The sequence below is a fragment of the Streptomyces syringium genome, assembly GCF_017876625.1.
In the GTDB taxonomy this organism is placed as follows: Bacteria; Actinomycetota; Actinomycetes; order Streptomycetales; family Streptomycetaceae; genus Streptomyces; species Streptomyces syringius.
Genome location: NZ_JAGIOH010000001.1, coordinates 4981307 through 5006626 on the forward strand (window position 1 = coordinate 4981307; position 25320 = coordinate 5006626).

General features: G+C 72.5%; 26 protein-coding genes. 15 read left to right on the forward strand and 11 right to left on the reverse strand.

The genetic code is table 11. The features are described from left to right. Nucleotides 1-306: 306 nt before the first annotated feature. Entirely contained in the window at nucleotides 307-474 is a 168-nt protein-coding gene (locus JO379_RS22295; protein WP_009997451.1) for a DUF3117 domain-containing protein, read from the forward strand. A 134-nt stretch (nucleotides 475-608) separates the two neighbouring features. Here JO379_RS22295 and JO379_RS22300 read toward each other — a convergent pair whose 3' ends face one another. Next, nucleotides 609-1274, reverse strand: a complete 666-nt coding sequence (locus JO379_RS22300; protein WP_130879739.1) for an O-methyltransferase — start codon at nucleotides 1272-1274, stop codon at nucleotides 609-611. A gap of 130 nt (nucleotides 1275-1404) precedes the next feature. On the opposite strand from JO379_RS22300, the gene sigE reads away from it, so the two are divergent. The 5 genes from sigE to JO379_RS22325 all read left to right on the forward strand — a co-directional run bounded on the left by sigE (nucleotide 1405) and on the right by JO379_RS22325 (nucleotide 6082). After that, the gene (gene sigE, locus JO379_RS22305) at nucleotides 1405-2181 is read left to right on the forward strand and encodes an RNA polymerase sigma factor SigE (protein WP_209516617.1); all 777 of its coding nucleotides are present in this window, start codon (nucleotides 1405-1407) and stop codon (nucleotides 2179-2181) included. Next, complete coding sequence (locus JO379_RS22310) at nucleotides 2178-2945, forward strand: zf-HC2 domain-containing protein (RefSeq protein ID WP_130879741.1); 768 nt, start codon at nucleotides 2178-2180, stop codon at nucleotides 2943-2945. The genes sigE and JO379_RS22310 overlap by 4 nt, the downstream gene beginning before the upstream one ends. A 106-nt stretch (nucleotides 2946-3051) precedes the next feature. Then, nucleotides 3052-4713, forward strand: coding sequence for a trypsin-like peptidase domain-containing protein (locus JO379_RS22315; RefSeq protein WP_209516620.1), 1662 nt, complete (start codon nucleotides 3052-3054; stop codon nucleotides 4711-4713). 108 nt (nucleotides 4714-4821) lie between these two features. Next, on the forward strand, nucleotides 4822-5256 hold the full coding sequence (locus JO379_RS22320) for a sec-independent translocase (RefSeq protein ID WP_130879743.1): 435 nt from the start codon (nucleotides 4822-4824) through the stop codon (nucleotides 5254-5256). Nucleotides 5257-5374: 118 nt separating this feature from the next. Then, nucleotides 5375-6082 (forward strand): hypothetical protein, encoded by a 708-nt coding sequence (locus JO379_RS22325; protein ID WP_207303971.1) that lies wholly within the window; start codon nucleotides 5375-5377, stop codon nucleotides 6080-6082. Between the two features lie 90 nt (nucleotides 6083-6172). Here the strand turns inward: JO379_RS22325 and JO379_RS22330 are convergent, their stop codons facing one another. From JO379_RS22330 to JO379_RS22340, 3 genes are read right to left on the reverse strand one after another with little or no spacing between them, the layout of a single operon-like run. Continuing rightward, nucleotides 6173-7333, reverse strand: a complete 1161-nt coding sequence (locus JO379_RS22330; protein WP_130879745.1) for an Mrp/NBP35 family ATP-binding protein — start codon at nucleotides 7331-7333, stop codon at nucleotides 6173-6175. Between the two features lie 44 nt (nucleotides 7334-7377). After that, nucleotides 7378-7980: a DUF1003 domain-containing protein gene (locus tag JO379_RS22335; protein WP_209516623.1), complete on the reverse strand. Its 603-nt coding sequence runs from the start codon at nucleotides 7978-7980 to the stop codon at nucleotides 7378-7380. Then, nucleotides 7970-9271, reverse strand: a complete 1302-nt coding sequence (locus JO379_RS22340) for a magnesium transporter MgtE N-terminal domain-containing protein (RefSeq protein WP_130879747.1) — start codon at nucleotides 9269-9271, stop codon at nucleotides 7970-7972. Before JO379_RS22340 ends, JO379_RS22335 begins: the two co-directional genes overlap by 11 nt. A 179-nt stretch (nucleotides 9272-9450) precedes the next feature. Here JO379_RS22340 and JO379_RS22345 point away from each other — a divergent pair, with 179 nt between their 5' ends. After that, nucleotides 9451-10239: a hypothetical protein gene (locus tag JO379_RS22345; protein ID WP_242626238.1), complete on the forward strand. Its 789-nt coding sequence runs from the start codon at nucleotides 9451-9453 to the stop codon at nucleotides 10237-10239. On the opposite strand, the gene JO379_RS22350 is transcribed toward JO379_RS22345, so the two are convergent. After that, nucleotides 10236-10751: a hypothetical protein gene (locus JO379_RS22350; protein ID WP_130879748.1), complete on the reverse strand. Its 516-nt coding sequence runs from the start codon at nucleotides 10749-10751 to the stop codon at nucleotides 10236-10238. The two genes, JO379_RS22345 and JO379_RS22350, sit on opposite strands and share 4 nt — an antisense overlap. 290 nt (nucleotides 10752-11041) lie before the next feature. Here JO379_RS22350 and JO379_RS22355 point away from each other — a divergent pair, with 290 nt between their 5' ends. Continuing rightward, nucleotides 11042-11938: a DMT family transporter gene (locus JO379_RS22355; protein ID WP_242626239.1), complete on the forward strand. Its 897-nt coding sequence runs from the start codon at nucleotides 11042-11044 to the stop codon at nucleotides 11936-11938. Between the two features lie 180 nt (nucleotides 11939-12118). Here the strand turns inward: JO379_RS22355 and JO379_RS22360 are convergent, their stop codons facing one another. Next, entirely contained in the window at nucleotides 12119-13225 is a 1107-nt protein-coding gene (locus JO379_RS22360) for a magnesium and cobalt transport protein CorA (RefSeq protein ID WP_130879749.1), read from the reverse strand. Nucleotides 13226-13699: 474 nt separating this feature from the next. Between JO379_RS22360 and JO379_RS22365 the strand changes: the two genes are divergently transcribed. The 4 genes from JO379_RS22365 (at nucleotide 13700) to JO379_RS22380 (ending at nucleotide 16974) form a co-directional block, all read left to right on the forward strand. Next, nucleotides 13700-14296: a suppressor of fused domain protein gene (locus JO379_RS22365; RefSeq protein ID WP_130879750.1), complete on the forward strand. Its 597-nt coding sequence runs from the start codon at nucleotides 13700-13702 to the stop codon at nucleotides 14294-14296. A 193-nt stretch (nucleotides 14297-14489) separates the two neighbouring features. Further along, nucleotides 14490-15140 carry a DUF6758 family protein gene (locus JO379_RS22370; protein ID WP_130879751.1) on the forward strand — a complete coding sequence of 217 codons (651 nt, stop codon included), beginning with the start codon at nucleotides 14490-14492 and terminating at the stop codon, nucleotides 15138-15140. 186 nt (nucleotides 15141-15326) lie between these two features. Beyond that, nucleotides 15327-16202, forward strand: a complete 876-nt coding sequence (locus tag JO379_RS22375) for a PHP domain-containing protein (protein ID WP_130879752.1) — start codon at nucleotides 15327-15329, stop codon at nucleotides 16200-16202. A 166-nt stretch (nucleotides 16203-16368) separates the two neighbouring features. Then, complete coding sequence (locus tag JO379_RS22380; protein WP_130879753.1) at nucleotides 16369-16974, forward strand: MarC family protein; 606 nt, start codon at nucleotides 16369-16371, stop codon at nucleotides 16972-16974. A gap of 86 nt (nucleotides 16975-17060) precedes the next feature. Here the strand turns inward: JO379_RS22380 and JO379_RS22385 are convergent, their stop codons facing one another. Continuing rightward, nucleotides 17061-17213, reverse strand: a complete 153-nt coding sequence (locus tag JO379_RS22385) for a DUF8834 family protein (protein WP_165451601.1) — start codon at nucleotides 17211-17213, stop codon at nucleotides 17061-17063. A 206-nt stretch (nucleotides 17214-17419) separates the two neighbouring features. On the opposite strand from JO379_RS22385, the gene JO379_RS22390 reads away from it, so the two are divergent. Both JO379_RS22390 and JO379_RS22395 read left to right on the forward strand, forming a co-directional pair. After that, nucleotides 17420-18370 carry an NYN domain-containing protein gene (locus JO379_RS22390; RefSeq protein ID WP_130879754.1) on the forward strand — a complete coding sequence of 317 codons (951 nt, stop codon included), beginning with the start codon at nucleotides 17420-17422 and terminating at the stop codon, nucleotides 18368-18370. Nucleotides 18371-18561: 191 nt separating this feature from the next. Beyond that, a complete protein-coding gene (locus JO379_RS22395; protein ID WP_130879755.1) occupies nucleotides 18562-19344 on the forward strand; it encodes a VOC family protein in 783 nt (260 codons plus the stop codon). Nucleotides 19345-19510: 166 nt separating this feature from the next. Here JO379_RS22395 and JO379_RS22400 read toward each other — a convergent pair whose 3' ends face one another. After that, nucleotides 19511-20365, reverse strand: a complete 855-nt coding sequence (locus JO379_RS22400) for an alpha/beta fold hydrolase (RefSeq protein WP_209516626.1) — start codon at nucleotides 20363-20365, stop codon at nucleotides 19511-19513. A gap of 145 nt (nucleotides 20366-20510) precedes the next feature. Next, entirely contained in the window at nucleotides 20511-23216 is a 2706-nt protein-coding gene (locus JO379_RS22405; RefSeq protein WP_209516629.1) for a DEAD/DEAH box helicase, read from the reverse strand. A gap of 518 nt (nucleotides 23217-23734) precedes the next feature. Between JO379_RS22405 and JO379_RS22410 the strand changes: the two genes are divergently transcribed. Then, the gene (locus tag JO379_RS22410; protein WP_130879758.1) at nucleotides 23735-24475 is read left to right on the forward strand and encodes a ferritin-like fold-containing protein; all 741 of its coding nucleotides are present in this window, start codon (nucleotides 23735-23737) and stop codon (nucleotides 24473-24475) included. An 84-nt stretch (nucleotides 24476-24559) separates the two neighbouring features. Here JO379_RS22410 and JO379_RS22415 read toward each other — a convergent pair whose 3' ends face one another. Together JO379_RS22415 and JO379_RS22420 are read right to left on the reverse strand one after the other, a co-directional pair. Further along, complete coding sequence (locus JO379_RS22415; RefSeq protein ID WP_209516631.1) at nucleotides 24560-24841, reverse strand: hypothetical protein; 282 nt, start codon at nucleotides 24839-24841, stop codon at nucleotides 24560-24562. 204 nt (nucleotides 24842-25045) lie between these two features. Next, entirely contained in the window at nucleotides 25046-25273 is a 228-nt protein-coding gene (locus JO379_RS22420; RefSeq protein ID WP_130879759.1) for a DUF3107 domain-containing protein, read from the reverse strand. Nucleotides 25274-25320: the final 47 nt, after the last annotated feature.

Sequence of the window (25320 nt, forward strand, 5' to 3'; positions counted from 1 at the left end):
GGTCCCTCCCTCGGTCGGCTGTGGTCAGGGCTCAGCATGCCGGAGATCATCCGCAGTCGATATGTGACCTGCGTCAAAGAATCGGGACTCTGTGCGGGTGTGGTGGCGGAGCAGTATCGCAGCCGGATCCCCGAATTGGGTGGTTTTGCGCGAGAGCGTTGTCGAAGGGATGCGGACCGATGTTGGTCATCGGGTCGCGCGATGCGGGATAATGGCCTGGAAGCAATGTGTTCGATGCCGGTGATGCGGAGCCCTGCCAGGGACCCGTCGGCTGACGATGAGCTGGTTTCAGGAAGGGGAACGAGCATGGCGGCCATGAAGCCGCGGACGGGCGATGGCCCGCTCGAGGTGACCAAGGAGGGGCGGGGCATCGTCATGCGGGTTCCGCTCGAAGGCGGCGGTCGTCTCGTCGTCGAGCTGACACCGGACGAGGCCGAGGCCCTCGGAGACGCCCTGAAGAAGGTCGTCGGCTGACGCAGGCCCACGATTCTTTCCACTGCCCCGGCAGCCGGACCACCGGCACCGGGGCAGTGGCATGTCCGGAGCCCGGCACGTCAGGGCAGGACCCGCCCCGCCCTGCCGCGCCGCCGCCCCCGTAGCTCAGCCGCTCAGCCGCGCCGCACCGCGCACAGCAGCCCGTCGCCGACCGGCAGCAGGGACGGCAGCAGCACGGTGGACTCCCGTACCGCCCGGAGCAGTTCACGCAGCCGCTGGACCTCCGCGGGCTGCGCCGCGGAGTCCACGGTGCGGCCGTCGGCGAAGACGCCCTCGAAGCAGACGAGGCCGCCGGGCCGCAGCAGGCGCAACGATTCGGCTAGGTAGTCGAGGCACTCCAGCCGGTCGCCGTCGCAGAAGACCAGGTCGTACCCGCCGTCGGCGAGGCGCGGCAGCACCTCCAGCGCGCGGCCGGGGATGAAGCGCGCCCGGTTGCCGGCGAAGCCCGCCGCGCGGAACGCCTGCCGGGCGAACTGCTGGCTCTCGGGGTCGCTGTCCACCGTCGTCAGCACGCCGTCGGGCCGCATGCCGTGCAGGAGGTGGATGCCGGAGACCCCGGTGCCGGTGCCGATCTCGGCGACGGCCTTGGCATCCACCGCCGCGGCGAGCAGGCGCAGCGCGGCGCCGGTGCCGGACGACACCGAGCGGAGACCTGCCTCACGGGCCCGGTCACGGGCCCAGCGCAACGCCTCGTCCTCGGCGACGAACGCATCGGCGAACGCCCAGCTCGTCTGCCGGTTGCCGGTAATGGCCCTCTCCTGTCCCCGTAGTCGACGCACCCGTGACTGTATCCGCTGACCACGGGAACCCGCAGATGGGACCGGGCGTTGGGAGGAGCAGAGGCAGTTGGCGGACCAAGACCAAAAGCAGGTCAAAAATACTTATCCGGAGCTAACGGGCGGGGTGGATATGGTAGGGGCTCTACTGGAGACCGCCAGAGCCGACAGGGGAGGTGCGGCTGCGGCCGGAGACCGTCGGAGAGCGCCGCGGCGCTTTCGCAGGTCCGCCGTCGAGCCGAAATCCGTGACCAACACTGCTGACAACCCCACCCGCACCGCAGACGCATCCACCGCGGCTTTCGCCACCGATGCGGATGCTCAGGCGTGGACCCCTCCCACCTGGGAGGAGATCGTCAGCACTCACAGCGGCCGGGTCTACCGTCTCGCCTACCGCCTGACCGGGAACCAGCACGATGCCGAGGACCTCACGCAGGAGGTCTTCGTCCGTGTCTTCCGTTCGCTGTCCACGTACACCCCGGGCACGTTCGAGGGCTGGCTGCACCGCATCACCACCAATCTCTTCCTCGACATGGTCCGGCGCCGTCAGCGCATCCGCTTCGACGCGCTGGGCGACGACGCCGCGGAGCGGCTGCCCAGCCGCGAGCCCTCCCCGCAGCAGCACTTCAACGACACGCACTTCGACGCGGACGTCCAGCAGGCGCTGGACACCCTCGCCCCGGAGTTCCGCGCCGCGGTGGTCCTGTGCGACATCGAAGGACTGTCCTACGAGGAGATCGCCGCGACCCTCGGCGTGAAGCTCGGCACCGTGCGCAGCCGTATCCACCGCGGCCGCTCCCATCTGCGCAAGGCACTGCAGCACCGCTCGCCCGCCGCCCGGGCCGAGCAGCGCGCGGTGGCGGGGGTGGCTCCCGGCGTTCCTTTGGGTAGGGAGGTCGGGATCGCGTGACCGGTTCAGGCGGTCAGTCCCCCGCCGAGCACCATCTCGGCGACCGCCTCGCGGCCCTGGTCGACGGGGAGTTGGGACACGACTCTCGGGAGCGGGTGCTCGCGCACCTGGCGACCTGCTGGACATGCAAAGCGGAAGCCGACGCTCAGCGCCGGCTCAAAAACGTGTTCGCCCAGGCGGCGCCCCCGCCGCTGTCCGACAGCCTGCTCGCGCGGCTCCAGGGCCTGCCGGCCACCGGGGGCGATGACGCGCAGGACGGACGGCAGGGCCCGGGCGGTCCGGGAAAAGGCGCCTTCGGCGTACGGGCGGAGGAGCTGGCTCTGCTCCCGGGCGTCGACCACCGGCCCCTTGAGCGCGGCTTCCGTACCCACGACGTGGAGCGCGGCAGCGTGCGCGGGCGCCGGTTCGCCTTCGCCGCGGCCGGTGCCGTGTCGCTCGCCGCGTTCGCCCTCGGCGGCTCCCAGCCGCTGGAGACGACCGTGGACAGCCCCCGGGCCCGTGCGGAGAACGCCCGGCGGGTCGCGAGCCCGCTCGCCATGGCCCCCGGCCGGGTCCGTGAGGACACCCGCCGGGAGCGGGGGATGGCCGCCGCCTCGCAGGACCGGCCCACCGCGATGAGCGCCCCCGTGGTGCCCACCTCGCTGAGCGTGGCCCTGCTGCGTCCCTCCGGGGCGCCGCTGCTGCCGCCGCTGATCCGCACCACGCTCGCCGTCCCGACGGCGCTCCCGTCCCCGCCCGCGGCAGGCTCCTCCACTTCGCACTGACAGCCGAGGCCCTCTGCGCACAACCGGGCAGACCTGGTTGAATCCATAGTGGGCCGCGCATGCCTCGGGCGATGCCGCGCGCCCTCAGGCGAACCGTGGGGAGAAGATGGACGAGGGGAAGGCGGGGGCTCTCGGGCCCAAGCCGCAGTGGTGGAGCCGTCCGCGCCGGGCGCAGGGCGGCCGGCCGGACGGAGCGGGCGAGCAGCCCGTACCCCCGGGGGCGGAGCCCTGTGCGGGCACCGAGGGCACGCCCGCCGCCGGGACGCGGCCCGTGGCGCCGCCCCTGCCGCAGGACGCACCGCGGCAGGCGTACCCCGCGCACCCGGCCGGGCAGGCCCCCGCGGACGCGGCGGCCCCGCCCGTCACCGCCGCCCCCGGCCACGACGGCGCCCCGGCCCCCCTGCACGCCCCCGATCCGTACGGGACGCCCCCGTACGGCGGTCCGGGCCCCTGGGCCCCCGCGCCGCCCGTCCAGCGCCCGGTGACCCCGGCGCACGGCACCCAGCTGCCGCAGGCGGCCGTCACCCCTGCGCACGGCACTCCCTTCCCGGCCGCGGCGCCCCCGGCCGGGCCCCAGCCGGGTCCCTGGCAGTACGACCCCTGGGCACCCCGCCCGCACGGCGCTTCGGGCTCCCACACCGTCGAGGCGCCGGTGCGGCGGGCCCGGCGCGGCAGGCTCGTGGCGGGGGCCGCCCTGGTGGCCCTGGCCGCCGGCGGCGTCGGCGGCGCGATCGGTGCCCACCTGGAGCGGGACGGCGGCATCGGCGGGAACGTGACGCTGCCGCAGGCGTCCGCGGAGAAGGCGAGCCGCGCCCCCGGGAGCATCGCGGGCATCGCCGCCCGCGCGCTGCCCGGTGTGGTGACGATCCATGTGCGCGGCGGCGAGGACCAGGGCACCGGCACGGGCTTCGTGCTCGACAAGCGGGGTCACATCCTCACCAACAACCACGTCGTGGAGCCCGCCGGGGCCGACGGCGCCATATCCGTGACCTTCAACGGCGGCCAGACCGCCAAGGCCACCGTCGTCGGCCGGGACAGCGGCTACGACCTGGCCGTCATCAAGGTCACCGGCGTCTCCGGGCTGACCCCGCTGCCCCTGGGCAATTCGGACTCCGTCCAGGTCGGCGACTCCGTCGTCGCCATCGGGGCGCCGTTCGACCTCGCGGGCACGGTCACCACCGGCATCATCAGCGCCAAGGAACGCCCGATCACCGCGGGCGGTGAGAAGCGCGACGGCAGCGACGTCAGCTATGTCGACGCGCTGCAGACCGATGCGCCCATAAATCCGGGCAATTCCGGCGGCCCCCTGGTGGACGCCCAGGCCCGCGTCATCGGCATCAACAGCGCCATCCGCTCCGCCGGGAGCGAGGACGGCCCCGGCGGTGGCCAGGGCGGCAGCATCGGCCTGGGCTTCGCCATACCGATCAACCAGGCCAAGCGGGTCGCCGAAGAGCTGATCAACACCGGTAAGGCCACCCACCCGGTCATCGGCGTGACGCTCGACATGGAGTACACGGGCGACGGCGCGCGGGTGAACACCAAGGGCGCCAAGGGCCCCGCCGTGACCCCCGGCGGGCCGGGCGACAAGGCGGGCATCGAGCCCCGGGACGTGATCACCAAGGTGGACGGCGTTCCGGTGCACAGCGGCCAGGAGCTGATCGTCAAGATCCGCAGTCATCGCCCGGGCGACCGGCTCGGCCTGACCGTCGAGCGCGACGGCCGGGAGCGCACCGTGCGACTGACCCTGGGATCGGCGGACGCGGGCTGACAGGCTTTGGCCCGATGTTGGTCCGGCTGTTCCCTCGGCCCACCCCGGGCCAGGTACCGTGATAGATGGCCTGGCCCGTCGGCCACTGACGCATCAAGGAGCTGCAACGTGCTCGACATAGGATTCTTCGAGCTGGTCGCGCTCGCCGTGCTGGCGGTGCTCATCTTCGGCCCGGACAAGCTGCCCAAGGTCATCCAGGACGTGTCCCGCACCCTGCGCAAGATCCGGCAGTTCTCCGAGAGCGCCAAGGAGGACATCCGCTCCGAGCTGGGCCCGGAATTCAAGGACTTCGAGTTCGAGGACCTGAACCCCAAGACCTTCGTCCGCAAGCACGTCCTGGACAAGGACGAGCTGGGACTGAAGGAGATCCGCAGCGGCTTCGACTTCAAGTCGGAGATGGCCGAGGTCACGGACGCCGTGCACGGCCGCGAATCCACCCGGCCGGCCCCCTCCGCGGGCGCCCCGGGCACCCCGGACCTGCTGAAGAAGCAGGCCACGCGGGATGCCGGCACACCGCCGCCGTTCGATTCCGACGCCACCTGAGTCCGCGTATGCCGGGCGCCATTGACGGGGGTGGCTATCCTCCCTGTGTTTGGGGTGAAGTCGTCCTTGAGGGGCGTGCTCGCCCGGGCCGGCAGGGCAACAAGGAGGCGCCACGCAGATGGAGACGACGAGTCGGGTAGGGGCCCAGGGGGCCGGTACAACCGATGCGTCCGCCGTGGACACCGCGTCCGCGGTGCAGGAAGCGGCACAGGGCGGGACCGGTACCCGGCGGTCGGTCGACGGCTATCTGATGGCTTCGTTCCCGTGGTACGGCCTGGACGAGGCGTACACCGGGCGGCGCTGGCTGATGCAGGTGGGCGCCGCCGCCGACGGCACGGTGGAACACGGGGCGACGGGCCACGGCGAGGAGCCCTCACTGCGCGGCGAGCAGACCGGCGGCCACGGCTCCCGGCAGCGCTTCGCGGTCGTGGTGACCGTCGCGAGCCGCCCGCTGCGGCGCAGCGCCGACGGTACGGGCGTGCTGGAGGCCACCTCGGTCTCCTCGGCGGCCTGGCTCGCCGGCTCGGGGCTGCTGTCGTGCACGTGGCCCGCGCAGATGGAGCGGGCCCTGCGGCAGGACTGGCTGGACCAGCAGACGGCGCTGGCCTGGGAGCTCGCGGACCATCTGGACGACGCGTCCTGGTCGACGCTGTCGCTCCCGGTGGACGGTGTGCCGACCGCATTCCGCTACCGCGAGTCCGAGTACGGCTGGGTCCTCGCGGGATCCGCCGAAGGAGGGGTCCACCTGGGCGCGTACGGGCGCGGCATGAGCGCGTACGGCATGGGCTTCTCGGTGATCAAGGAGATCACCTCCTACGAGCACTGACCGGCATCCGGGCATGAGTCCGGCATCCGGGCATGAGTAAGGGGCGGCCTCCGAGGGAGGCCGCCCCTTACCGTCCGGCTCTGCGACCGGTCAGAACTTATTGCGCGGGGTGATGCCCAGCGACATGCCCGACAGACCGCGCTGGCGGCCGCCCAGCTTGCCGGCGATGGCGCGCAGCGCGCTGCCCGCCGGGGACTCCGGGTCGGTCAGGACGACGGGCCTGCCCTCGTCGCCGCCCTCGCGCAGCCGCACGTCGATCGGGATGGAACCCAGCACCGGCACGTTCGCGCCCGTGGTCCGGGTCAGCCCGTCGGCGACGCGCTGACCGCCGCCCGAACCGAACACGTCGACCATCTCGTCGCAGTGCGGGCAGGGCAGCCCGGACATGTTCTCCACGACGCCGACGATCTTCTGGTGGGTCTGCACGGCGATCGAACCGGCGCGCTCGGCGACCTCGGCGGCGGCCTGCTGAGGGGTCGTCACCACCAGGATCTCGGCGTTCGGCACGAGCTGCGCGACGGAGATCGCGATGTCGCCGGTGCCCGGCGGCAGGTCCAGCAGCAGGACGTCGAGATCGCCCCAGTAGACATCCGCGAGGAACTGCTGGAGCGCGCGGTGCAGCATCGGGCCGCGCCACACCACCGGGGCGTTGCCCGGGGTGAACATCCCGATCGAGATGACCTTCACGCCGTTCGCCGACGGCGGCATGATCATGTTCTCGACCTGGGTGGGCTTGCCCTCGGCGCCCAGCATGCGCGGCACCGAGTGGCCGTAGATGTCCGCGTCGACGACGCCGACCTTCAGCCCGTCGGCCGCCATCGCCGCCGCCAGGTTGACCGTCACCGAGGACTTGCCGACGCCGCCCTTGCCGGAGGCGACAGCGTAGACACGGGTCAGCGAGCCGGGCTGGGCGAAGGGCACCTCGCGCTCGGCGGTGCCGCCGCGCAGCGCGGAGGCCAGCTCCTTGCGCTGCTCGTCGCTCATCACGTCCAGCTCGACGGTGACGCCCGTGACGCCGGCGACGCCCGCGACCGCGTCCCGTACGTTCTTCGTGATCGTCTCGCGCATCGGGCAACCGGACACCGTCAGGTACACGACCACGGCGACCGTGCCGTCCGCGGCGATCCCGACGGATTTGACCATGCCCAGCTCGGTGATCGGCCGGTGGATCTCGGGGTCGTTCACCGTCGCGAGCGCGGCGCGGATCGCGTCCTCGCTCGGCGCGGAGCCCGGTGCAGTGTCGGTAGCCATACGGTCGATGGTACGGCGCCCGACCCGGGCCGCGGAAAGGGCTGTCAGCGGTCGCGTTCCTCACTCTCTTCCGGGAATATCCGCCGCTGTTCCAGTTCCTTCACCAGGTCCTGGAACTCCGAGCGGATCCAGTCCCGCGTGGCGACCTCGCCGAGCCCCATCCGCAGCGCCGCGATCTCCCGCGTGAGGTACTCGGTGTCCGCGATGGACCGCTCGTTCTGCTTGCGGTCCTGCTCCAGATTGACCCGGTCCCGGTCGTCCTGCCGGTTCTGCGCCAGCAGGATCAGCGGCGCCGCGTACGAGGCCTGGAGCGACAGCATCAGGGTCAGGAAGATGAACGGGTACGTGTCCCACCGCAGATGAGGGGGCGCGGATGTGTTCCACACCACCCACAGGATGATGACGATCGTCATCCACACGATGAAGCGGCCCGTGCCCAGGAACCGGGCGATCCGCTCCGAGGCGTGGCCGAAGGCCTCCGGGTCGTACGTCGGCAGCCAGCTGCGCCGCTTGACCCGGGGCTGGTCCAGCCGCACCCGCTGCGGGGCGGCGGACTGTGCCTTGGCCCGCTCCTTGGCCCGGTCCTTGGACTCGCCGCGCTCCCCGCGCGGGGTGAGCCCGAAGTCGCGGCCGCGGTCAGTGCCCATCGACGCTCTCCCGCAGGTCGCTCATGTCCAGCGCGCCGTGGTGCAGCTCGGTCTCCCGCCAGTCCTCGGGCAGCAGGTGGTCCAGGACGTCGTCGACGGTCACCGCGCCCAGCAGCGAGCCGCTCTCGTCCACGACGGGCGCCGCGACCATGTTGTAGGTCGCCAGATAGCTGGTGACGGCCGGCAGCGGGGTGCCCGGCGGCAGCGGCCGCAGATCCGTGTCGGCGATCGAGCCGACGAGCGTGAACGGCGGGTCGCGCAGCAGCCGCTGGAAGTGCACGGTGCCCAGGTACTTGCCCGTCGGCGTCTCGTCCGGCGGCCGGCAGACGTAGACCTGCGCGGCGAGCGCGGGGGACAGATCGGGGTTGCGCACCCGGGCCAGCGCGTCGGCGACGGTGGCGTCCGGGCGCAGCACGATCGGTTCGGTGGTCATCAGCCCGCCGGCCGTCCGCTCCTCGTACGCCAGCAGCCGCCGGACGTCGGCGGCGTCACCCGGCTGCATCAGCGTCAGCAGCCGCTCCATCTCCTCCTCGGGCAGCTCCGAGAGCAGATCGGCCGCGTCGTCCGGGTCCATCGCCTCCAGGACGTCGGCGGCGCGCTCCTCCTTCAGCTTGCCGAGGATCTCGATCTGGTCGTCCTCCGGCAGCTCCTCCAGCACGTCCGCCAGCCGGTCGTCGTCCAGCGCCGCCGCCACCTCCGAGCGCCGCTTGGGCGTCAGGTGGTGCAGCACATTGGCGAGGTCGGCCGGGCGCAGCCGCTCGAAGGTCGCCAGGAGGTTCTCCGCGCCCTGCCCCTGTTCCTCCATGGAGAAGCCCGTCACGGCCGACCACTCGACGGTCAGCGTCTCGCCCTTGCGGCGCAGCGCCCCGCCCTTGCCGCGCCGCACGAAGACCTTGTCGATCTCCCAGTCGCGGCGGGCCGGCAGCTGGGTGATCGACACATCGAGGACCGTGACCTCGGCGTCCTTCGGATCCGCGTCGGCCAGCCGCACCCGCCGGTCCAGCAGCTCGCCGAGGATCAGCCGCTCGGTCGGCCGCTGCTCGAAGCGCCGCATGTTGACCACGCCTGTGGTGATGACCTGGCCGGACTCGACCCCGGTCACCCGGGTCATCGGCAGAAAGATCCGGCGCCGGCTGACGACCTCCACGACCAGCCCGAGGACACGCGGGGGGCGGCCACCGACCCGCAGCATCGCCACCAGGTCGCGCACCCGGCCCACCTGGTCGCCGTTCGGATCGAAGACGGCCACACCCGAGAGGTGCGAGACGAAGACCCGGGGGCCTGCTGCCATGCCGCGAACCTCCTGACCCTGGCCGTTCCCCGGCCGGTCACCGGCCGATCTGCGATTCAGGCTAACGTGACCGGCTGCGCCCCGCCGCGAGGGTGCGCCCGTACGGTCTCCGCGCGTACGCTCCGGGCGGCGCGGGTACGCTGCCGTACTCCCATCGGTAACAGGAGGCAGGAGCCAAGGTGCGAACCCGGAACGCGGCCCTCGTCGGGATGGTGTGCGCCGCCCTGGCCGCGACGCTCACGGCCTGCGGCGGTGGCACCCCCGAGGACCCCGACAAGGGGACCAACGGTGTCGGCAAGCTCGAGGCCACGGTCATCCAGACCAAGGCCCGCGCGGCCGCCCGCAGCGCCGCCGCGGTCCACCTCTCCGGCAACGTCGTCAGCCAGGGCCGCACGTACAAGCTCGACATGCGGCTGAAGAAGGACGGCGGCATGGGCCGGGTCTCCTCCAACGGCAGCACCTTCGAGCTGCTGCGCGTCGGCGACGCCCTGTTCCTGAAGGCGAACAAGGCGTTCTGGTCGCACGACGCCGTCCCCGGCCAGGGCGCGACGGGCACCCCGGGGGCCGCCACGCCGAAGCCGTCCGCCAAGGGCGACGCCGCGGCCGCGGCCGACAAGCTCGACGACAAATACGTGAAGGTCCCGGCCGGCGACCCCTCCTACCAGCAGTTCAAGGGCTTCACCGACAAGGACGTCCTCCTCGACGGCCTCCTCGGCCTGCAGGGCAAGCTCGCCCGCGGCGAGCACGGCACCGTCGGCGGCGTCCGGACGATCCGCATCAGCGGCGGCGCGGGCAACGGCGGCCAGCTCGACGTCTCGCTCAAGGGCACCCCCTACCCGCTGCGCGTGCAGCGCGCGGGTGGCGGGGGACAGCTGGAACTGGGCGGCTGGGGCCAGGACTTCGCGCTGGCCGTGCCCGAGAAGAAGCAGATGGTCGACTACGGGAAGCAGATCCCGCGGACCGGCTAACGCCGCTTCTTGCGCCCCAGGCCCTTGCGCAACAGCTTGGGCAGGGCCGCGGGCATCGGCTGCCGGGTCGTGGCGGACGTCGGCAGCGGCCTGGCGGCCAGCGAACCGTCGGGCAGCTCACCGGTCGCCCCGTTCGGCTCGATCCGCAGCACCCGGCAGTCGCGGGCCCACCGCTCCTCGATCGACTCGGCGTCCGGCGCGTTGAGCCGCTTGCCCTTCAGTTCGGCCACGGCCCCGTCCCACGCCTCGCCCCGGGGCTCCAGCACGGTGACCCGCCCGGCCCACATGACGAGCCGCCCGCCCTTGTCCTTGCTGCGCACGGTCACGGTCGCCACACCGCCGTCCTCGAGCGCGAGCCCGTCCAACGGCTGCTCCCCGGGCCCGCCCACGAGATGCACGGCACCCTCGTGCCACACATGCCACAGCGCACGGCTGGGCCCGGTGGGCCCTTCCACCCAGATGAGACCGGACTTCTTGGTGGCCTCTTCGATCAGGGCCTGCGTCAGCGTCATGCGATTACCTTAAGCGGCGGGCACACCGGTCCACTGGCGTGGAGGCATGCCGGGTCCTTGTCTTCCCTCCCCTCCCAGGGGCGGAGGCGCCGCAGGCCCACGGGCCCGGCCTCCGGCCGGGCCCGCACAGGGGCCGACGGCCCGAGCCGCACCGAGCCCGCCGGGGCGAACAGTCGGAGAAACAGCCAAGCGCAGCGCATACGCTGAGAAGCGTGAGAGCAGCCCGTGCCCGTCGTGGCGACCCGTCCCCCGCGATATCCACCGACCCGCGGGGGCCCGAAGGGCAAGGCATGCGACCCGGGATGCGTACGGATCTGGTGCTGCTCGCGACAGCCATCGCCGGTGTCTCGCTCTCCGCCCCGCTCATCGCCGCCACCGCGGCCCCCGCGCTCGCCATCGCGTTCTGGCGCAACGCCATGGCCGTCGGCGCGCTCACCCCCTTCGCCCTGTTCCGGCACCGCGCGGAGCTGTTCGGCATGGGCCGTCGCGCGCTGCTGCTGGCCGTCGCCGCGGGGGCGCTGCTCGCCGTGCACTTCGCGGTGTGGCTGCCGAGCCTGCACATGACCTCGGTCGCCTCCTCGACCGCGCTGGTCACCACCACCCCGATCTGGACGACGCTCCTGCTGTGCCTGCGCGGCCACCGGCCGCCGGCGCTCGTCTGGGCGGGCACCGCCCTCGCCTTCCTCGGCGTCGTGATCCTCACGGGCGTGGACCTGTCCCTCTCCCCGCGCGCCCTTGCCGGGGACGCCCTGGCCCTGGCGGGCGGCATGGCGGCGGCGGGGTACGTGCTGCTGGGAGCGGAGGTGCGGCGGACGGTGGGCACCCTCGCGTACACGTACGTCTGCTACGCCACGACGACCGTGCTGCTGCTCGTCACCTGTCTCGTCTCGGGCTCCGCCCTGGGCGGCTACAGCGGCGGGACGTGGCTCAAGCTGGCCGTGCTGACCGTCTGCGCCCAACTGCTCGGGCACTCCCTCATCAACCGGGTCGTCAAGGGCCTCGGCCCGTCCGTCACCTCGACGGCGATCCTGCTGGAGACGCCGGGCGCGGCCCTGATCGCGGCCGTCTGGCTGGGCCAGACACCGTCGGCCGCGGCCTACCCTGCACTCGCGGTGATCATGGCGGGCCTGGCCCTGGTGATCATGGCGGACCGCACCCGGAAGCCGCCGGTGGAAACGGGCGTCTGACGCAAGGCCGCAACGGCCCCTACAGCCACCCGTTCCGCTTGCTGTGTCTCCCGGGGGCAACCCCCGGACCCCCGGCCGGTGCCGCCCGCCGTGCTCGTCCTACAGCCACCCGTTCCGCTTGCTGTGTCTCCCGGGGGGCAACCCCCGGACCCCCGGCCGGTGCCGCCCGCCATGTCCGCCCTACAGCCACCCGTTCCGCTTGAACCCCCGGTGGATCGCCACACAGATCGTGACCGTGACGGCCAGGACCGTCGGGTAGCCGTACTTCCAGCGGAGCTCCGGCATGACGTCGAAGTTCATGCCGTAGATCCCCGCGATCATCGTCGGCACGGCGAAGATCGCCGCCCACGAGGTGATCTTGCGCATGTCCTCGTTCTGCGCGACCGACGCCTGCGCGAGGTTGGCCTGGAGGATGGAGTTGAGCAGGTCGTCGAAGGAGACCACCTGCTCGTGCACGCGCGCGAGGTGGTCCGCGACGTCGCGGAAGTACTTCTGGATGTCCGGGTCCACCAGCCGCATCGGCCGCTCGCTCAGCAGCTGCATCGGCCGCATCAGCGGGGTGACCGCCCGCTTGAACTCCAGCACCTCACGCTTGAGCTGGTAGATCCGGCCCGCGTCGCCACCGCGCGAAGTGCCCTTGCTGGGCGCGGAGAAGACATCGATCTCCACCTCGTCGATGTCGTCCTGCACCGCGTCGGCGACCGCGATGTAGCCGTCGACCACCTGGTCGGCGATCGCGTGCAGAACGGCCGAGGGGCCCTTGCCGAGCAGCACCGGGTCGTCCTGGAGGCGGTGGCGCAGCGCACGCAGCGAGCCCTGGCCGCCGTGCCGGACCGTGATGATGAAGTCCCGGCCGGTGAAGCACATCACCTCGCCGGTCTCCACCACCTCGCTGGTGGCGGTCAGTTCGGTGTGCTCGACGTAGTGGATGGTCTTGAAGACGGTGAAGAGGGTGTCGTCGTAGCGCTCCAGCTTCGGCCGCTGGTGGGCGTGGATCGCGTCCTCCACGGCGAGCGGGTGGAGCCCGAACTCCCGGGCGATACCGGAGAACTCACGCTCGGTCGGCTCGTGCAGCCCGATCCACGCGAAGCCTCCGTCGGCCCGTACGCGCCGCATGGCCTCCGCCGGGCTGATGTGGGCGCTCGCGCGCTTGCCGTCGCGGTAGACGGCGCAGTCGACCACGGCGCTGTTGGTGGCGGGGTCCCGGGTCGTGTCGTACGTGTAAGGGGTGTCCCCCCGGCGGAGGGCGGGGCGGACGGCTGCACGCAGGTCGCGGATCATCGACATGGCTGGCTCCTTCACGGGCCGGCCGTCAGCCATGGGCGCGGGCGCAACGCGGCCGGGAACGTGGACGTGAGTGCCTGGGCAGGGGGCTACGTCCGCGAATCGGGCGGCGCTTCGTGCGGTGCGTGGAGGCTGACGGCAGTTCGCAGAGAACTTCGCAGAGAACACGGAACAAAGCGAGACGAAGGCGCTCTTCCGTCAAGTACTGCGGGCGCGAAAGGACTTCCGGGGCCGGGACGGCCGATAGGGCGGCCGGGTCGCAGAAGGCTCTTGGGTCACACAGGGCGCGTCCGGAGCGGAGGGACGGGAGAACTGTCGGTACTGCACGGTCGACTAGGATCCACCGCAGCCCCACCTCCTCCGGCCGGTCCCCGCTGAGGGACGAACGTAATTCCCTGACCAGAGGTCAAGGCTAGCAGCCGCGTGGCGTACCGGACCCCGCCTTTGCCCGTTCGATACGCGTTCTATGCTCGCTGCATGTCAGACGTTCTCGCACTGGTCGAGGCCCGGCTGCGGACGGCCCTGGGCGAGCCCGACGCACGCGCCGCGGTCACCTTCCTGGGCACGGACCGCATCGAGGTCCTGCGCTTCACCGCTTCCGACGCCGGCGGCGAGGTCGTCCGCTACGCCACCCTCGGGATGTCCGCCCAGCCCATGGCCGACCCGACGGCCACCCTCGTCGACCCGCTGCGCGGCCCCCGCGCCGAGCTGGTCCTCACGGTCCGCAAGGGCCGGGCCGACACCGACAAGGTGCTCCGTCCGCTCGCCGTGCTCGCCGCGTCCCCGCAGGTGGAGGGCGTCATCGTGGCGCCGGGCGCGTCGCTGGACACCGGTGAGCCGCTCTGGCCGGAGGCCCCCTTCACGTCCGTGCTCGTCGCCGAGTCCGGCGGGCTGGTCGAGGATCTGGAGCTGGACGAGCCGATGGAGCCGGTCCGCTTCCTCCCGCTGCTGCCGATGACACCCAATGAGGCGGCGTGGAAGCGGGTGCAGGGCGCGGCGGCCCTGGAGGAGCGGTGGCTTCGGCACGGGACCGATCTGCGCGATCCGCTGCGCGCCGGGGTCCCGCTGGGCTGATCAAGGCTCTCCGCGACGCGCGACCGACCGCGGCCGCCGTGGGGCGCGCGGCGGCTTCCGCGCCCCGCCCCGGTGCCGGATATGACTCGGACGTGACCGGAGCGACGGGCCGCCCGTGGGAATGCGCCATGACTCCGCCCGGACGGGTGATCGTCCTTGACGCGGCGCCGACCGCGGAGGACCGTTGGACCCTATGAGGGGCGAACCCAGTTGCCCGAAGTGCGGTGGCCGGGTGCGGGCGCCCGGTCTCTTCGCCGACTCCTGGCAGTGCGGCGTGCACGGAGCTGTGCACCCCTTGCAGCCCGTCGTCCCGCCGAGCGTCGAGGCACTGGCCGTCGTGGTCAACCGGGCCCGGGTCCCGGTGTGGATGCCCTGGCCCCTGCCGGTGGGCTGGCTCTTCACCGGCGTGGCGTGCGCGGGCGACGACCGCAGTGGCGGGCGGGCCACCGCCGTCGCCTGTTCCGGCCCCGGCCCGCTGGGCGGCCCCGGTGAGCTGCTGCTCGTCGCCGAGGAGCTGGGCGTCGGCCTCGGCGCGCGCTACGCGGGCATCGACGGCCCGGACCCCGGCCCCCATATGTGTGTGGACCGCCCGCCGGCCGCCAAAGTGCACGCCGCCGGCCGTCCCACCCCCCTCTGGCACGTCGAGGGCGCGCCCCACGACCGGGCCGTGTTCGCGGGCGAGGCGCGCGGGCTGTGGCTGTGGGCCGTCGTCTGGCCGGAGCGGTCGGGGCTGTTGATGTACGACGAGCTGGTGCTCACCGATCTGCGCGACGCGGGCGCGGAGGTGGATCTGCTGCCGTGCGGCGCGCTGTCGCCGCGCATCCTGTCGCCGGGGCCCCGCTGAGGCCCGGAGGCTCGATCCGGGCCGCGCCGAGGAGATCCGTCCGGACGCCCCGACGCACGCCAAGCTTCCGTAAGTGATCGCGCATGTCCCTTGACCGGGCCGGACCCGGTCGTATTCAGGCCGTATTCAAACGACGGCTATCCTGAACCGGTCCTGTCCATACCGCTTGCCGTGGGGAGCCGTGTCGTGCGCATCGATCTGCACACCCACTCCACGGCCTCGGACGGTACGGACACCCCCGCCGAGCTGGTCCGCAACGCGGCCGCCGCCGGGCTGGACGTCGTCGCGCTGACCGACCACGACGGGGTCGGCGGCCACGCGGAGGCCATCGCGGCCCTCCCCGCGGGCCTCACCCTCGTCACCGGCGCCGAGCTCTCCTGCCGTCTGGCCCCCTCCCCGTCCGGGGAAGCCGCCGTCGGCGTGCACATGCTGGCCTACCTCTTCGATCCGCTGGAGCCGGAGCTGGCCCGCGAGCGCGAGCTGGTGCGCGACGACCGGGTGCCCCGCGCGCGCGGCATGGTCGCCAAGCTCCGTGAGCTGGGCGTGCCGGTCACCTGGGAGCGGGTGGCGGAGCTCGCCGCCGGCGGCGCCGTGGGCCGGCCGCACGTGGCCACCGCCATGGTCGAGCTCGGTGTGATCGACACCGTCTCGGACGCCTTCACCTCCGACTGGCTGGCCAATGACGGCCGGGCCTACGTCGACAAGCACGAACTCGACCCCTTCGACGCCATCCGGCTGGTCAAGGCGGCAGGCGGGGTCACCGTCCTCGCGCACCCGCTGGCCATCAAGCGCGGCCGGTGCGTGTCGGAGAGCGCGATAGCCGACCTGGCCTCGGCCGGTCTGGACGGCATCGAGGTGGACCACATGGACCACGACGAGCCGACCCGCGCCCGGCTGCGCGGCCTCGCCGCCGACCTCGGTCTGCTGACCACCGGTTCCAGCGACTACCACGGCAGCCGCAAGACCTGCGAGCTCGGCGAGTACACGACCGACCCGGAAATCTACGGCGAGATCACGCGTCGCGCGACGGGCGCGTTCCCCGTCCCCGGCGCGGGCGGCTGACCCACCCCGGGCCCTCGCCGCCCCCCCGGCCCGCCCTCCTGCCCTCCGGGTTCCCGTACGGACCCGACCGTGTCCGTACGCCCGTACCCACCCCTACGCCATCGGCACCCGCGCTCCTTCGCGCTCCCCACCTCCCCGCTCGCACCACTCCTGCAAGGCCCTCACTGTGTTCGACATCGCTGTCTTCGGATCCCTCTTCCTCACGCTTTTCGTGATCATGGACCCGCCCGGCATCACGCCGATCTTCCTCGCCCTCACCTCCGGCCGCCCCGCCAAGATCCAGCGGAAGATGGCCTGGCAGGCGGCGGCGGTCGCGTTCTGTGTGATCGCCGTCTTCGGCATCTGCGGTCAGCAGATCCTGGACTATCTGCACATCACGACGCCCGCGCTGATGATCGCCGGTGGTCTGCTCCTGCTGCTCATCGCCCTGGACCTGCTCACGGGCAAGTCGGAGGAGCCGACGCAGACCAAGGACGTCAATGTCGCGCTCGTGCCGCTGGGCATGCCGCTGCTCGCCGGCCCCGGTGCGATCGTCTCGGTGATCCTCGCGGTGCAGCACGCGGACGGCTTCGCCGGGCAGGTGTCGGTGTGGACGGCGATCGCCGCGATGCACATCGTGCTCTGGCTCGTGATGCGCTACTCGCTGCTGATCATCCGGGTCATCAAGGACGGCGGCGTGGTGCTCGTGACGCGGCTCGCGGGCATGATGCTCTCCGCGCTCGCCGTGCAGCAGATCATCAACGGTGTCACCCAGGTCATCAACGGCACCTGACGTCTCGGCCGAACCGCCCCGGACATACGAAACGCCCCCGTACGATCGAGCGTACGGGGGCGTCGGCCGTTGCCGAACGTAAGGCGTTACCGGACCGAGGTACTGGCCGGGCGGATGTAGATGCGCTGGCCGATCTGGGCGGCCTGCTGCACGATCCGGTTGACGGAGGCGGCGTCCACGACGGTGCTGTCCACGGCGGAGCCGTCGACGTCGTCCAGGCGCATGATCTCGAAGCGCAAGGCTTCTCCCTTCGTCTGATCCTCCTGAGGAGAACTTCAATGAGTAGTGACGCGCGCGGCGACAGTGCGGCGCGTTCTACATGTGTCCAACGAGGTGGTACCTGCAAACATTCCCTACGCTAAGGAAATTTTTAACTTGACTAATTACCGGTCAGTAGCGTGACGGCTTGTGTCCGCTGTGTGACCACCACGACAATGAGATGTGTATGAATGACACGCAGGGCCTCACCGGCCCCCAAGAGCACCCCGGCCCCCTGGACCTCGCCGCGCTCGCCGCCGGTGTCGAGCGGACGAACGAGCTGCTCACCCGGGTGCTGGCCGAGGTTGCGACCACCCCCTCCACCCACGCGATCTTCGTCGACGCCGGCTACGTCTACGCCGCGGCGGGGCGGCTCGTCACCGGCACCGAGGACCGGCGCACCTTCGACCTCGACGCGGAAGGGCTGATCGAGGCCTTCATCGACCGGGCGCGCACGATCTTCCCCGACAGCCGGCTGCTGCGCGTCTATTGGTACGACGGGGCCCGCCGCCGGATCCACACCACCGAGCAGCAGAGCATCGCCGAGCTCCCCGACGTCAAGGTCCGGCTCGGCAACCTCAACGCCAACAACCAGCAGAAGGGCGTCGACTCCCTCATCCGCACCGACCTCGAATCCCTCGCCCGGCACCGCGCCATCAGCGACGCGGCGCTCATCGGGGGCGACGAGGACCTCGTCTCCGCGGTCGAGGCCGCACAGGGCTACGGCGCACGCGTCCACCTCTGGGGCATCGAGGCCGTCGGCGGCCGGAACCAGGCCGAGCCGCTGCTGTGGGAAGTCGACAGCCAGCGCACCTTCGACCTCGACTTCTGCAAGCCCTACGTGACCCGGCGCGCCGTCTACGAGCCCTTCGGCGACGCCCCCGTCCACCAGGGGCCCGCCCCCACCCGCGACGACGTGCGGTTCGTCGGCGCCCGGGTCGCCGCCCAGTGGCTCGGCTCGCGCGGCCGGGCCACGCTCGCCGAGCTGCTGCCCGGCCACCCCTATCTGCCCGGTTCCGTCGACCAGGAGCTGCTGGTCGAGGCGGAGGCGCTGCTCGGCCTGTCCCTGCGCGGCCACGCGGATCTGCGCCGGGCGCTGCGGGACGGCTTCTGGGATCACCTGCGCACCCAGTACTGAACCGCGGTCGCCGGGAGACAGTCGTACGGTCGTAGGTAGGGCCCGCGCCCGGTGACATCACCGTGCGTGCCCGCGCGTGCCGGAATGCGCGCGGGGGAAGCGAGTGGAACCCTGACTAGGGGCACGGTCGCGGAGGTCGCGGCCGCCCATGACCGTCGGCGAAGTGCGGAAGAGAAACGAGGCGATCGGCCATGTCGGCCTCCGACCGTGCCGGGCGCGGGGCGCCCTGCTGGGTGAGCCTGCTGACCAGCAACCTCACCGCGGCCCAGGACTTCTACAGTGCGGTGATGGGCTGGACGTTCCGGCCGGGCAGCCTGGGCGAGGCCTTCTCGGTGGCGCTCGCCGACGGCAAGCCCGTCGCCGGTCTCGGCAACGTCGCCAAGTCCATGGGCGTCCCCGTCTCCTGGACCTCCTACTTCGCCGTCGACGACGCCGACGTCGTGGCGGCGCGGATCCGCGAGCGCGGCGCGACCGTCGCGGTCGGGCCGATCGCCGTCGGCCGCGGCCGGGCCGCGCTGGCGGCGGACCCGGCGGGGGCCGTGTTCGGCTTCTGGGAGGGCCAGCTCCTGCCCGGGTGGCACATCGGCCACGGCGGCGCGCCCGCCTGGCTGGAGCTGCGCACCCGGGACGCCTTCGCCGCCGCCATGTTCTACGGCGAGGTCTTCGAATGGGCCACGGACCGGCCGGGCCGCATCGAGGTCCGCTACGAGGACGACGCGGTCATGGTGCTGGCCGGCGGGCAGACGGTGGCCTGTCTGCGCGGCGGCGGCGTCGAGGCCGCCCCCGACCCCCGGGTCCGGCCGCGCTGGCACGTCTACTTCTGCGTCGACGACGTCGAGAAGGCCGTGGAGGCGGCCCTCGCGGCGGGCGGCACGGTCGCCGCCGAGCCCGGCCGCTCGGCGGTGGGCCGCGAGGCGACCCTGCGCGACCCGGAGGGCGGACTCTTCACGGTGACGGCGCAGGCCGATTGCTAGGCCGACGGGCTGGTGTGCTGTGTCCTCAATCGCCGGACGGGCTTGTACAAGCCCGCTGGGGGCACCTCCCAGCGGTAGCTGGGGGAGATTGAGGACGCGCCCGCAGGGCGCTCGCCGCCGCAGGCGGCAACGACGGCCAGACATCGCCCGCGGCGGCACCGCGCCTTCAGTCCGCCAGGTCCCAGAAGCGGATGAGCGCCTCCGCCGTGGCGGCCGGGCGTTCGGCGTTGGGGGAGTGGCCCGCGCCCTGGACGACGGTGCGCACCGCCGACAGCTCCTTGGCCATCGCGTCGATCGACGGCACCGGCCAGGCGTAGTCCAGCGCCCCGGAGATCACGTGCTTGGGCAGTGCCACCCCGGCCAGCTCCTGCGTGCGGTCCGGTTCGCTGATCAACTGGCGCCCGGTCGCGATGAGTTGCTCCGGCGTCGTGCCCATCCAGCGCCGGCGCAAGAACGCGTCCAGCTCCGGCGACGTGTCCTCGGCGGGACCGTTCTCCGCGTCCACCCGCCGCATCTCCTGCCAGACCGCCTCCATGTCCAGCGTGGTCAGGGCGTGGATCAGCATCCGGGTCCGGTCCTGCTGCACCGCGGAGATCGCGGCGGGACCGCAGCTCATGACGGTCAGCGAGCGGAACGGCGACGCGTCCGCGAGCACGGCGGCGCGCGTGATCAGCCCGCCGAGGGAGTGCCCGAGCAGATGGACGTCACCGCCCAACGCGGCCGCCTGCGCGAGGACGTCCCGGGCCAGCTCGCCCTGCTCGTACGCACCCTCCGCGCGCGGCCCGCCGCTCTCGTGCTGCCCCCGGCCGTCGACGGCGACGGCACGGTACCCGGCGTCCGCGAGGGGCTCCAGCAGTGCGACGAAGTCCTCCTTGCTGCCGGTGAATCCGGGGACGAGCAACACCGTGCCGCGCGCCCGCGACGAGGGCTGCGCGTCGTGCACGGCGAACTCTCCGCGCGAGGTGGCGAGGCGGTACGCGCGTGCGCACACGGGGAGGGTGAAAAAGGGCGGCCGGCTCATGGCACGAGGCTAACGCCACGTCCGACAGCGGCCGGACCCGCGGGTTCGCGAGGACGACCCGTGGCCGGGGGATGCCCGGCCCGACCCCGGATACGCCGACGGCCGGCCACCCCGTGTGGGGTGTCCGGCCGTCGGTGGTGGTGCGTCAGCCCTCGGTGGTGACCTTGGGCTTGGTGGTGCGCGTGCGCTTCGGCTTGGCCGGGGCCTCGTCCGTCACCTCGGCTGCGGGCTTCGCGGCGGCGGCCTTCGTGGCGCGCGTGCGCTTCGGCTTCGCCTCGGCGGCCGGGGCGGCCTCGGGCTCGGCGGCGACGGCCTTCTTCGCGCGGGTGCGCTTGGGCTTGGCCTCCGTGACCTCGGCCGCCTCGACGACAGCCTCGGCGACCGGAGCGACGGCCTTCTTGGCACGGGTCCGCTTGGGCTTGGCCTCGGCCGCCTCGGCGGTCTCCACCACGGCCTCCGCCTTCGCGGCGGCGGCCTTGCGGGTCCGCTTCGGCTTCTCCTCGACGACCGGGGCCGTCTCGGCGACGGGCTCGGCGGCGACGGCCTTCCTGGCACGCGTGCGCTTGGGCTTGACCTCGGCCTCAGCGGCTTCGACCGTCTCGGCGACGGCCTCGGCGGCCGGGGCGGCGGCCTTCCTGGCGCGGGTGCGCTTCGGCTTGACCTCGGCGGTCTCCTCGGCCACAGGGGCCTCGACGACAGCAGCGGCCTCGACCGGAGCGGCGGCCTTCTTCGCCCGGGTGCGCTTGGGCTTCGTCTCCGTGACCTCGGCGACCTCCGCGACCTCGACGGCCGGGGCGGCGACGGTCTCCACCGCGGCCACGGCCTTCTTGGCGCGGGTGCGCTTGGGCTTGGTCTCCGCGACCTCGGCGACCTCGACGGCCTCCGCGACCGGGGCCGTCTCGACGACGGCCTCGGCGGCCGGGGCGACGGCCTTCCTGGCGCGGGTGCGCTTCGGCTTGACCTCGGCGGTCTCCTCGGCCACAGGGGCCTCGACGACAGCAGCGGCCTCGACCGGAGCGGCAGCCTTCTTCGCCCGGGTGCGGCGGACCGGCTTGGCCGGGGCGGCCTCGGCGGCCGGTGCCGGTGCGACCGTCTGGAAGTCGGCCTCGGGCTCGGCCACGACGGCCTTACGGGCGCGGGTCCGCTTCGGGGCGACCGGAGCCGCCTCGGTGGCCTGGGCCGGAATGACCGGGGCGGCGGCCGCCGCGACCACGGTCTGGACCGTCTGGAAGTCGGGCTCGGGGTCCTTCCGCACGGCCTCCAGCGGCGCGAGGGGCGCGAGGGCGCCCTGCGGCCGGGTGCCACGCGTACGACGACGGCGCTGCTGACGGTCGGCCTGCTGCTCCGAGGCCGGGGCCTTCGCGGCCGGGGCCTCGGTGGACGGGGCGGAGGCGGCCTCGGTCGTCACGGGCGTGACGGCGGCCGGGGAGCCGGAGCCGGAACCGCTGCGGGTGCGACGGCGACGGCGCGGCTTCGCGGGCGTCTCCGGAGCGGACTGCTCCGTGGAGGTCGGGGCCTGCGTCGGGGCGGGCGTCTCGGCGACGGCGTCCGAGCCACCGCGGGTGCGACGGCGCTGACGGGGGGTGCGGGTACGGGCCGGGCGCTCTTCCGCCACCGGCGCCGACGCCTGCTTCGGGCCGCGGCCGCGACCACGGCCGCCGGTCTCGCCGAGGTCCTCGATCTCCTCGGCCGCGAGCCCGGCGCGCGTCCGCTCGGAACGCGGCAGGATGCCCTTGGTGCCGGCCGGGATGCCCAGCAGCTCGTAGAGGTGCGGGGAGGTGGAGTACGTCTCCTCCGGCTCGTCGAACGGCAGGTCGAGCGCCTTGTTGATCAGCTTCCAGCGCGGGATGTCGTCCCAGTCGACCAGCGTGATGGCCGTACCCGACTTGCCCGCGCGGCCGGTGCGGCCGATGCGGTGCAGGTAGGTCTTCTCGTCCTCGGGGGTCTGGTAATTGATCACATGGGTGACGTTGTCGACGTCGATACCGCGGGCGGCGACGTCGGTGCAGACCAGGACGTCGACCTTGCCGTTGCGGAACGCGCGCAGCGCCTGCTCGCGGGCGCCCTGACCGAGGTCGCCGTGGACCGCGCCGGAGGCGAAGCCGCGACGCGCGAGCTGGTCGGCGATATCCGCCGCCGTCCGCTTCGTCCGACAGAAGATCATCGCGAGCGCGCGGCCGTCCGACTGGAGGATGCGCGAGACCATCTCCGGCTTGTCCATGTTGTGGGCGCGGAAGACGTGCTGCGTGATGTTGGCGACGGTCTGGCCCTCGTCGTCCGGCGCGGTGGCGCGGATGTGCGTGGGCTGCGTCATGTAGCGGCGGGCGAGGTTGATGACCGCGCCCGGCATGGTCGCCGAGAACAGCATCGTCTGGCGCTTGGCCGGCAGCATCGTGATGATCCGCTCGACGTCGGGCAGGAAGCCCAGGTCGAGCATCTCGTCGGCCTCGTCCAGGACGAGGGCCTTCACGTGCGAGAGGTCGAGCTTGCGCTGGCCGGCGAGGTCGAGCAGACGGCCGGGCGTACCGACGATCACGTCGACGCCCTTCTTGAGCGCCTCGACCTGCGGCTCGTAGGCACGGCCGCCGTAGATCGCCAGGACCCGCACATTGCGGACCTTGCCGGCGGTGAGGAGGTCGTTGGTGACCTGCTGGCACAGCTCGCGGGTGGGGACGACCACGAGGGCCTGCGGGGCGTCGGTCAGCTGCTCGGGCTTGGCCCGGCCCGACTCGATGTCGGCGGGGACGACGACGCGCTCCAGCAGGGGCAGGCCGAAGCCCAGCGTCTTGCCGGTGCCGGTCTTGGCCTGGCCGATGACGTCGGAGCCCGACAGGGCCACCGGGAGCGTCATCTCCTGGATCGGGAAGGGGTGCACGATGCCGACGGCTTCGAGGGCTTCGGCGATTTCGGGGAGAATCCCGAGGTCTCGGAAAGTGGGCTGAGATGTCAGCGGATTGCCTCTTCTGTGAGACGCGGCGCGAGGCGGCGAAGGGGGTCGTACGTACCGCGCCGGGGTACTGTCCGGCCTGGGGAAGCCGGAAGACGCGGGACCACTGCCTTCGCTCGAGCTCTCGTGCCGCGAGCGGATCCCTCCAGATGTGCGTACGTCTCGTACACACCGCGCGGAGGGCGGTCGGTTTTGTGGAAGCCGATCGGGCCACCGACCGGGCATCCGCTGGAACTCTGGGGACTGATGAGTGGCGTCTCCAGAAGACACAGCATTGGAACAGCCCACCGAATACTCGGCAGGCGCATTACCACTGTACCCCGGAAACGCGCATGTGTGTCCGGACAATCCTTCGGACGGATGTGGATGAAGTGGCTGACCAGGGCCTTCCCCCTGTAGCGGGGCGGGCTAGGGTGCCTTTCATGGAGACGCCCGACAAGGCCAACGAGCCCGCCGACGAAGCACTGACCGGAATCGCCGCCCAGGACTGGGCCCAGGCCTCCGCCGACCCGCAGTACCGCGCCGCCGTGGTGGACCTGCTGGGCGCCCTCGCCTACGGCGAGCTGGCCGCCTTCGAGCGGCTCGCGGAGGACGCCAAGCTGGCGCCCACGCTCGACGACAAGGCCGAGCTGGCCAAGATGGCCACCGCCGAGTTCCAGCACTTCCAGCGGCTGCGTGACCGGCTCACCGCGATCGATGTGGAGCCGACCGGCGCCATGCAGCCCTTCGCGGCGGCCCTGGACGAGTTCCACCGCCAGACGGCGCCCTCGGACTGGCTGGAGGGCCTGGTCAAGGCCTACGTCGGCGACTCGATCGCCAGTGACTTCTACCGCGAGGTGGCGGCCCGGCTGGACTCCGACACCCGCGCCCTGGTGCTGACCGTGCTGGACGACACCGGCCACGCGATCTTCGCGGTCGAGAAGGTCCGGGCCGCGATCGAGGCCGAGCCGCGGGTCGGCGGGCGGCTGGCGCTGTGGGCCCGGCGGCTGATGGGCGAGGCGCTCTCGCAGGCGCAGCGCGTGGTGGCCGAGCGTGACTCGCTCTCCACGATGCTGGTCGGCGGGGTGGCCGACGGCTTCGACCTCGCGGAGGTCGGGAAGATGTTCTCCCGCATCACCGAGGCGCACACCAAGCGGATGGCCGCGCTCGGCCTCGCGGCATAGCGGCGGCTTCGCGCGCCATCGGCGCACGCGCGCGGGCCGGTGCGCGTGCGCCGGCCGGTGCGCGCGGCTCCGGGCGGCTCCGCTTCAAGCAGTGGCTGATCGGCGGGGCGCCCGGTTCGCCGGGCGCAGCAGCAGGGACTGCAGGGCGACGGCCACGCAGAGGGAGGCGATCAGGGTGGCCACCGCGTGGCCGGCCCCGAGGACCGAATGGGTCAGCAGGGCGCCGAACAGCGCGGAGACCGGTCCGGTGGTCAGCGCCAGGAGCCGGGAGCGGAACTGCCCGTAACGCTCGGGCAGCCAGCGCAGGGCTCCGTAGGAGACGGCGAGGCCGATGAGGACCGAGCCGAGCGCTTCCCAGAGGATCATGGTCACTTCCCTCCCGTGCGGGGGCCGAGGAGCAGGTGCAAATCGGTCGTAGCGGTCTTACCCCATGCCCGTCCGCGGCAACCCTCGTCCCGGTGGCCGCGTCGGGGTACGACGACGGCTGCGACGCCGGGTACGACGACGGCGGGGCCCCGGTGAATTCCGCACCGGGGCCCCGCCGTTCGTCACTGCCGTCCGACTGCGGACTCAGAGCGCGCTGAAACCGACCCGACGGGCGGTCGGCTCGCCGAGCTCCACGTACGCCAGTCGCTCGGAGGGCACCAGGACCTTGCGGCCGTGGTCGTCCACCAGGCTCAGCAGCGGCGTCTTGCCGCCGAGGGCGTCGGCGACCAGGCGCTCGACCTCTTCGGCAGACTGCCCGCTCTCCAGAACGATCTCGCGGGGTGCGTGCTGCACGCCGATCTTGACCTCCACGGCTTATGTCCCTCCGAAGATGTGGGTCCCCCAGGGCAGAGCCCAGG

What these genes read in the sequence shown, in the direction of transcription:
- JO379_RS22395 (WP_130879755.1), top strand. Translation starts at nt 18,562, where the DNA reads ATGTCGGCCTCCGACCGTGCCGGGCGCGGGGCGCCCTGCTGGGTGAGC.
- JO379_RS22360 (WP_130879749.1), bottom strand. Translation starts at nt 13,225, where the DNA reads ATGTCGATGATCCGCGACCTGCGTGCAGCCGTCCGCCCCGCCCTCCGC.
- JO379_RS22415 (WP_209516631.1), bottom strand. Translation starts at nt 24,841, where the DNA reads ATGATCCTCTGGGAAGCGCTCGGCTCGGTCCTCATCGGCCTCGCCGTC.
- JO379_RS22410 (WP_130879758.1), top strand. Translation starts at nt 23,735, where the DNA reads ATGGAGACGCCCGACAAGGCCAACGAGCCCGCCGACGAAGCACTGACC.
- JO379_RS22365 (WP_130879750.1), top strand. Translation starts at nt 13,700, where the DNA reads ATGTCAGACGTTCTCGCACTGGTCGAGGCCCGGCTGCGGACGGCCCTG.
- JO379_RS22335 (WP_209516623.1), bottom strand. Translation starts at nt 7,980, where the DNA reads ATGGGCACTGACCGCGGCCGCGACTTCGGGCTCACCCCGCGCGGGGAG.
- JO379_RS22400 (WP_209516626.1), bottom strand. Translation starts at nt 20,365, where the DNA reads ATGAGCCGGCCGCCCTTTTTCACCCTCCCCGTGTGCGCACGCGCGTAC.
- JO379_RS22390 (WP_130879754.1), top strand. Translation starts at nt 17,420, where the DNA reads ATGAATGACACGCAGGGCCTCACCGGCCCCCAAGAGCACCCCGGCCCC.
- sigE (WP_209516617.1), top strand. Translation starts at nt 1,405, where the DNA reads ATGGTAGGGGCTCTACTGGAGACCGCCAGAGCCGACAGGGGAGGTGCG.
- JO379_RS22295 (WP_009997451.1), top strand. Translation starts at nt 307, where the DNA reads ATGGCGGCCATGAAGCCGCGGACGGGCGATGGCCCGCTCGAGGTGACC.
- JO379_RS22330 (WP_130879745.1), bottom strand. Translation starts at nt 7,333, where the DNA reads ATGGCTACCGACACTGCACCGGGCTCCGCGCCGAGCGAGGACGCGATC.
- JO379_RS22370 (WP_130879751.1), top strand. Translation starts at nt 14,490, where the DNA reads ATGAGGGGCGAACCCAGTTGCCCGAAGTGCGGTGGCCGGGTGCGGGCG.
- JO379_RS22405 (WP_209516629.1), bottom strand. Translation starts at nt 23,216, where the DNA reads ATGACGCTCCCGGTGGCCCTGTCGGGCTCCGACGTCATCGGCCAGGCC.
- JO379_RS22340 (WP_130879747.1), bottom strand. Translation starts at nt 9,271, where the DNA reads ATGGCAGCAGGCCCCCGGGTCTTCGTCTCGCACCTCTCGGGTGTGGCC.
- JO379_RS22325 (WP_207303971.1), top strand. Translation starts at nt 5,375, where the DNA reads ATGGAGACGACGAGTCGGGTAGGGGCCCAGGGGGCCGGTACAACCGAT.
- JO379_RS22355 (WP_242626239.1), top strand. Translation starts at nt 11,042, where the DNA reads ATGCGACCCGGGATGCGTACGGATCTGGTGCTGCTCGCGACAGCCATC.
- JO379_RS22315 (WP_209516620.1), top strand. Translation starts at nt 3,052, where the DNA reads ATGGACGAGGGGAAGGCGGGGGCTCTCGGGCCCAAGCCGCAGTGGTGG.
- JO379_RS22350 (WP_130879748.1), bottom strand. Translation starts at nt 10,751, where the DNA reads ATGACGCTGACGCAGGCCCTGATCGAAGAGGCCACCAAGAAGTCCGGT.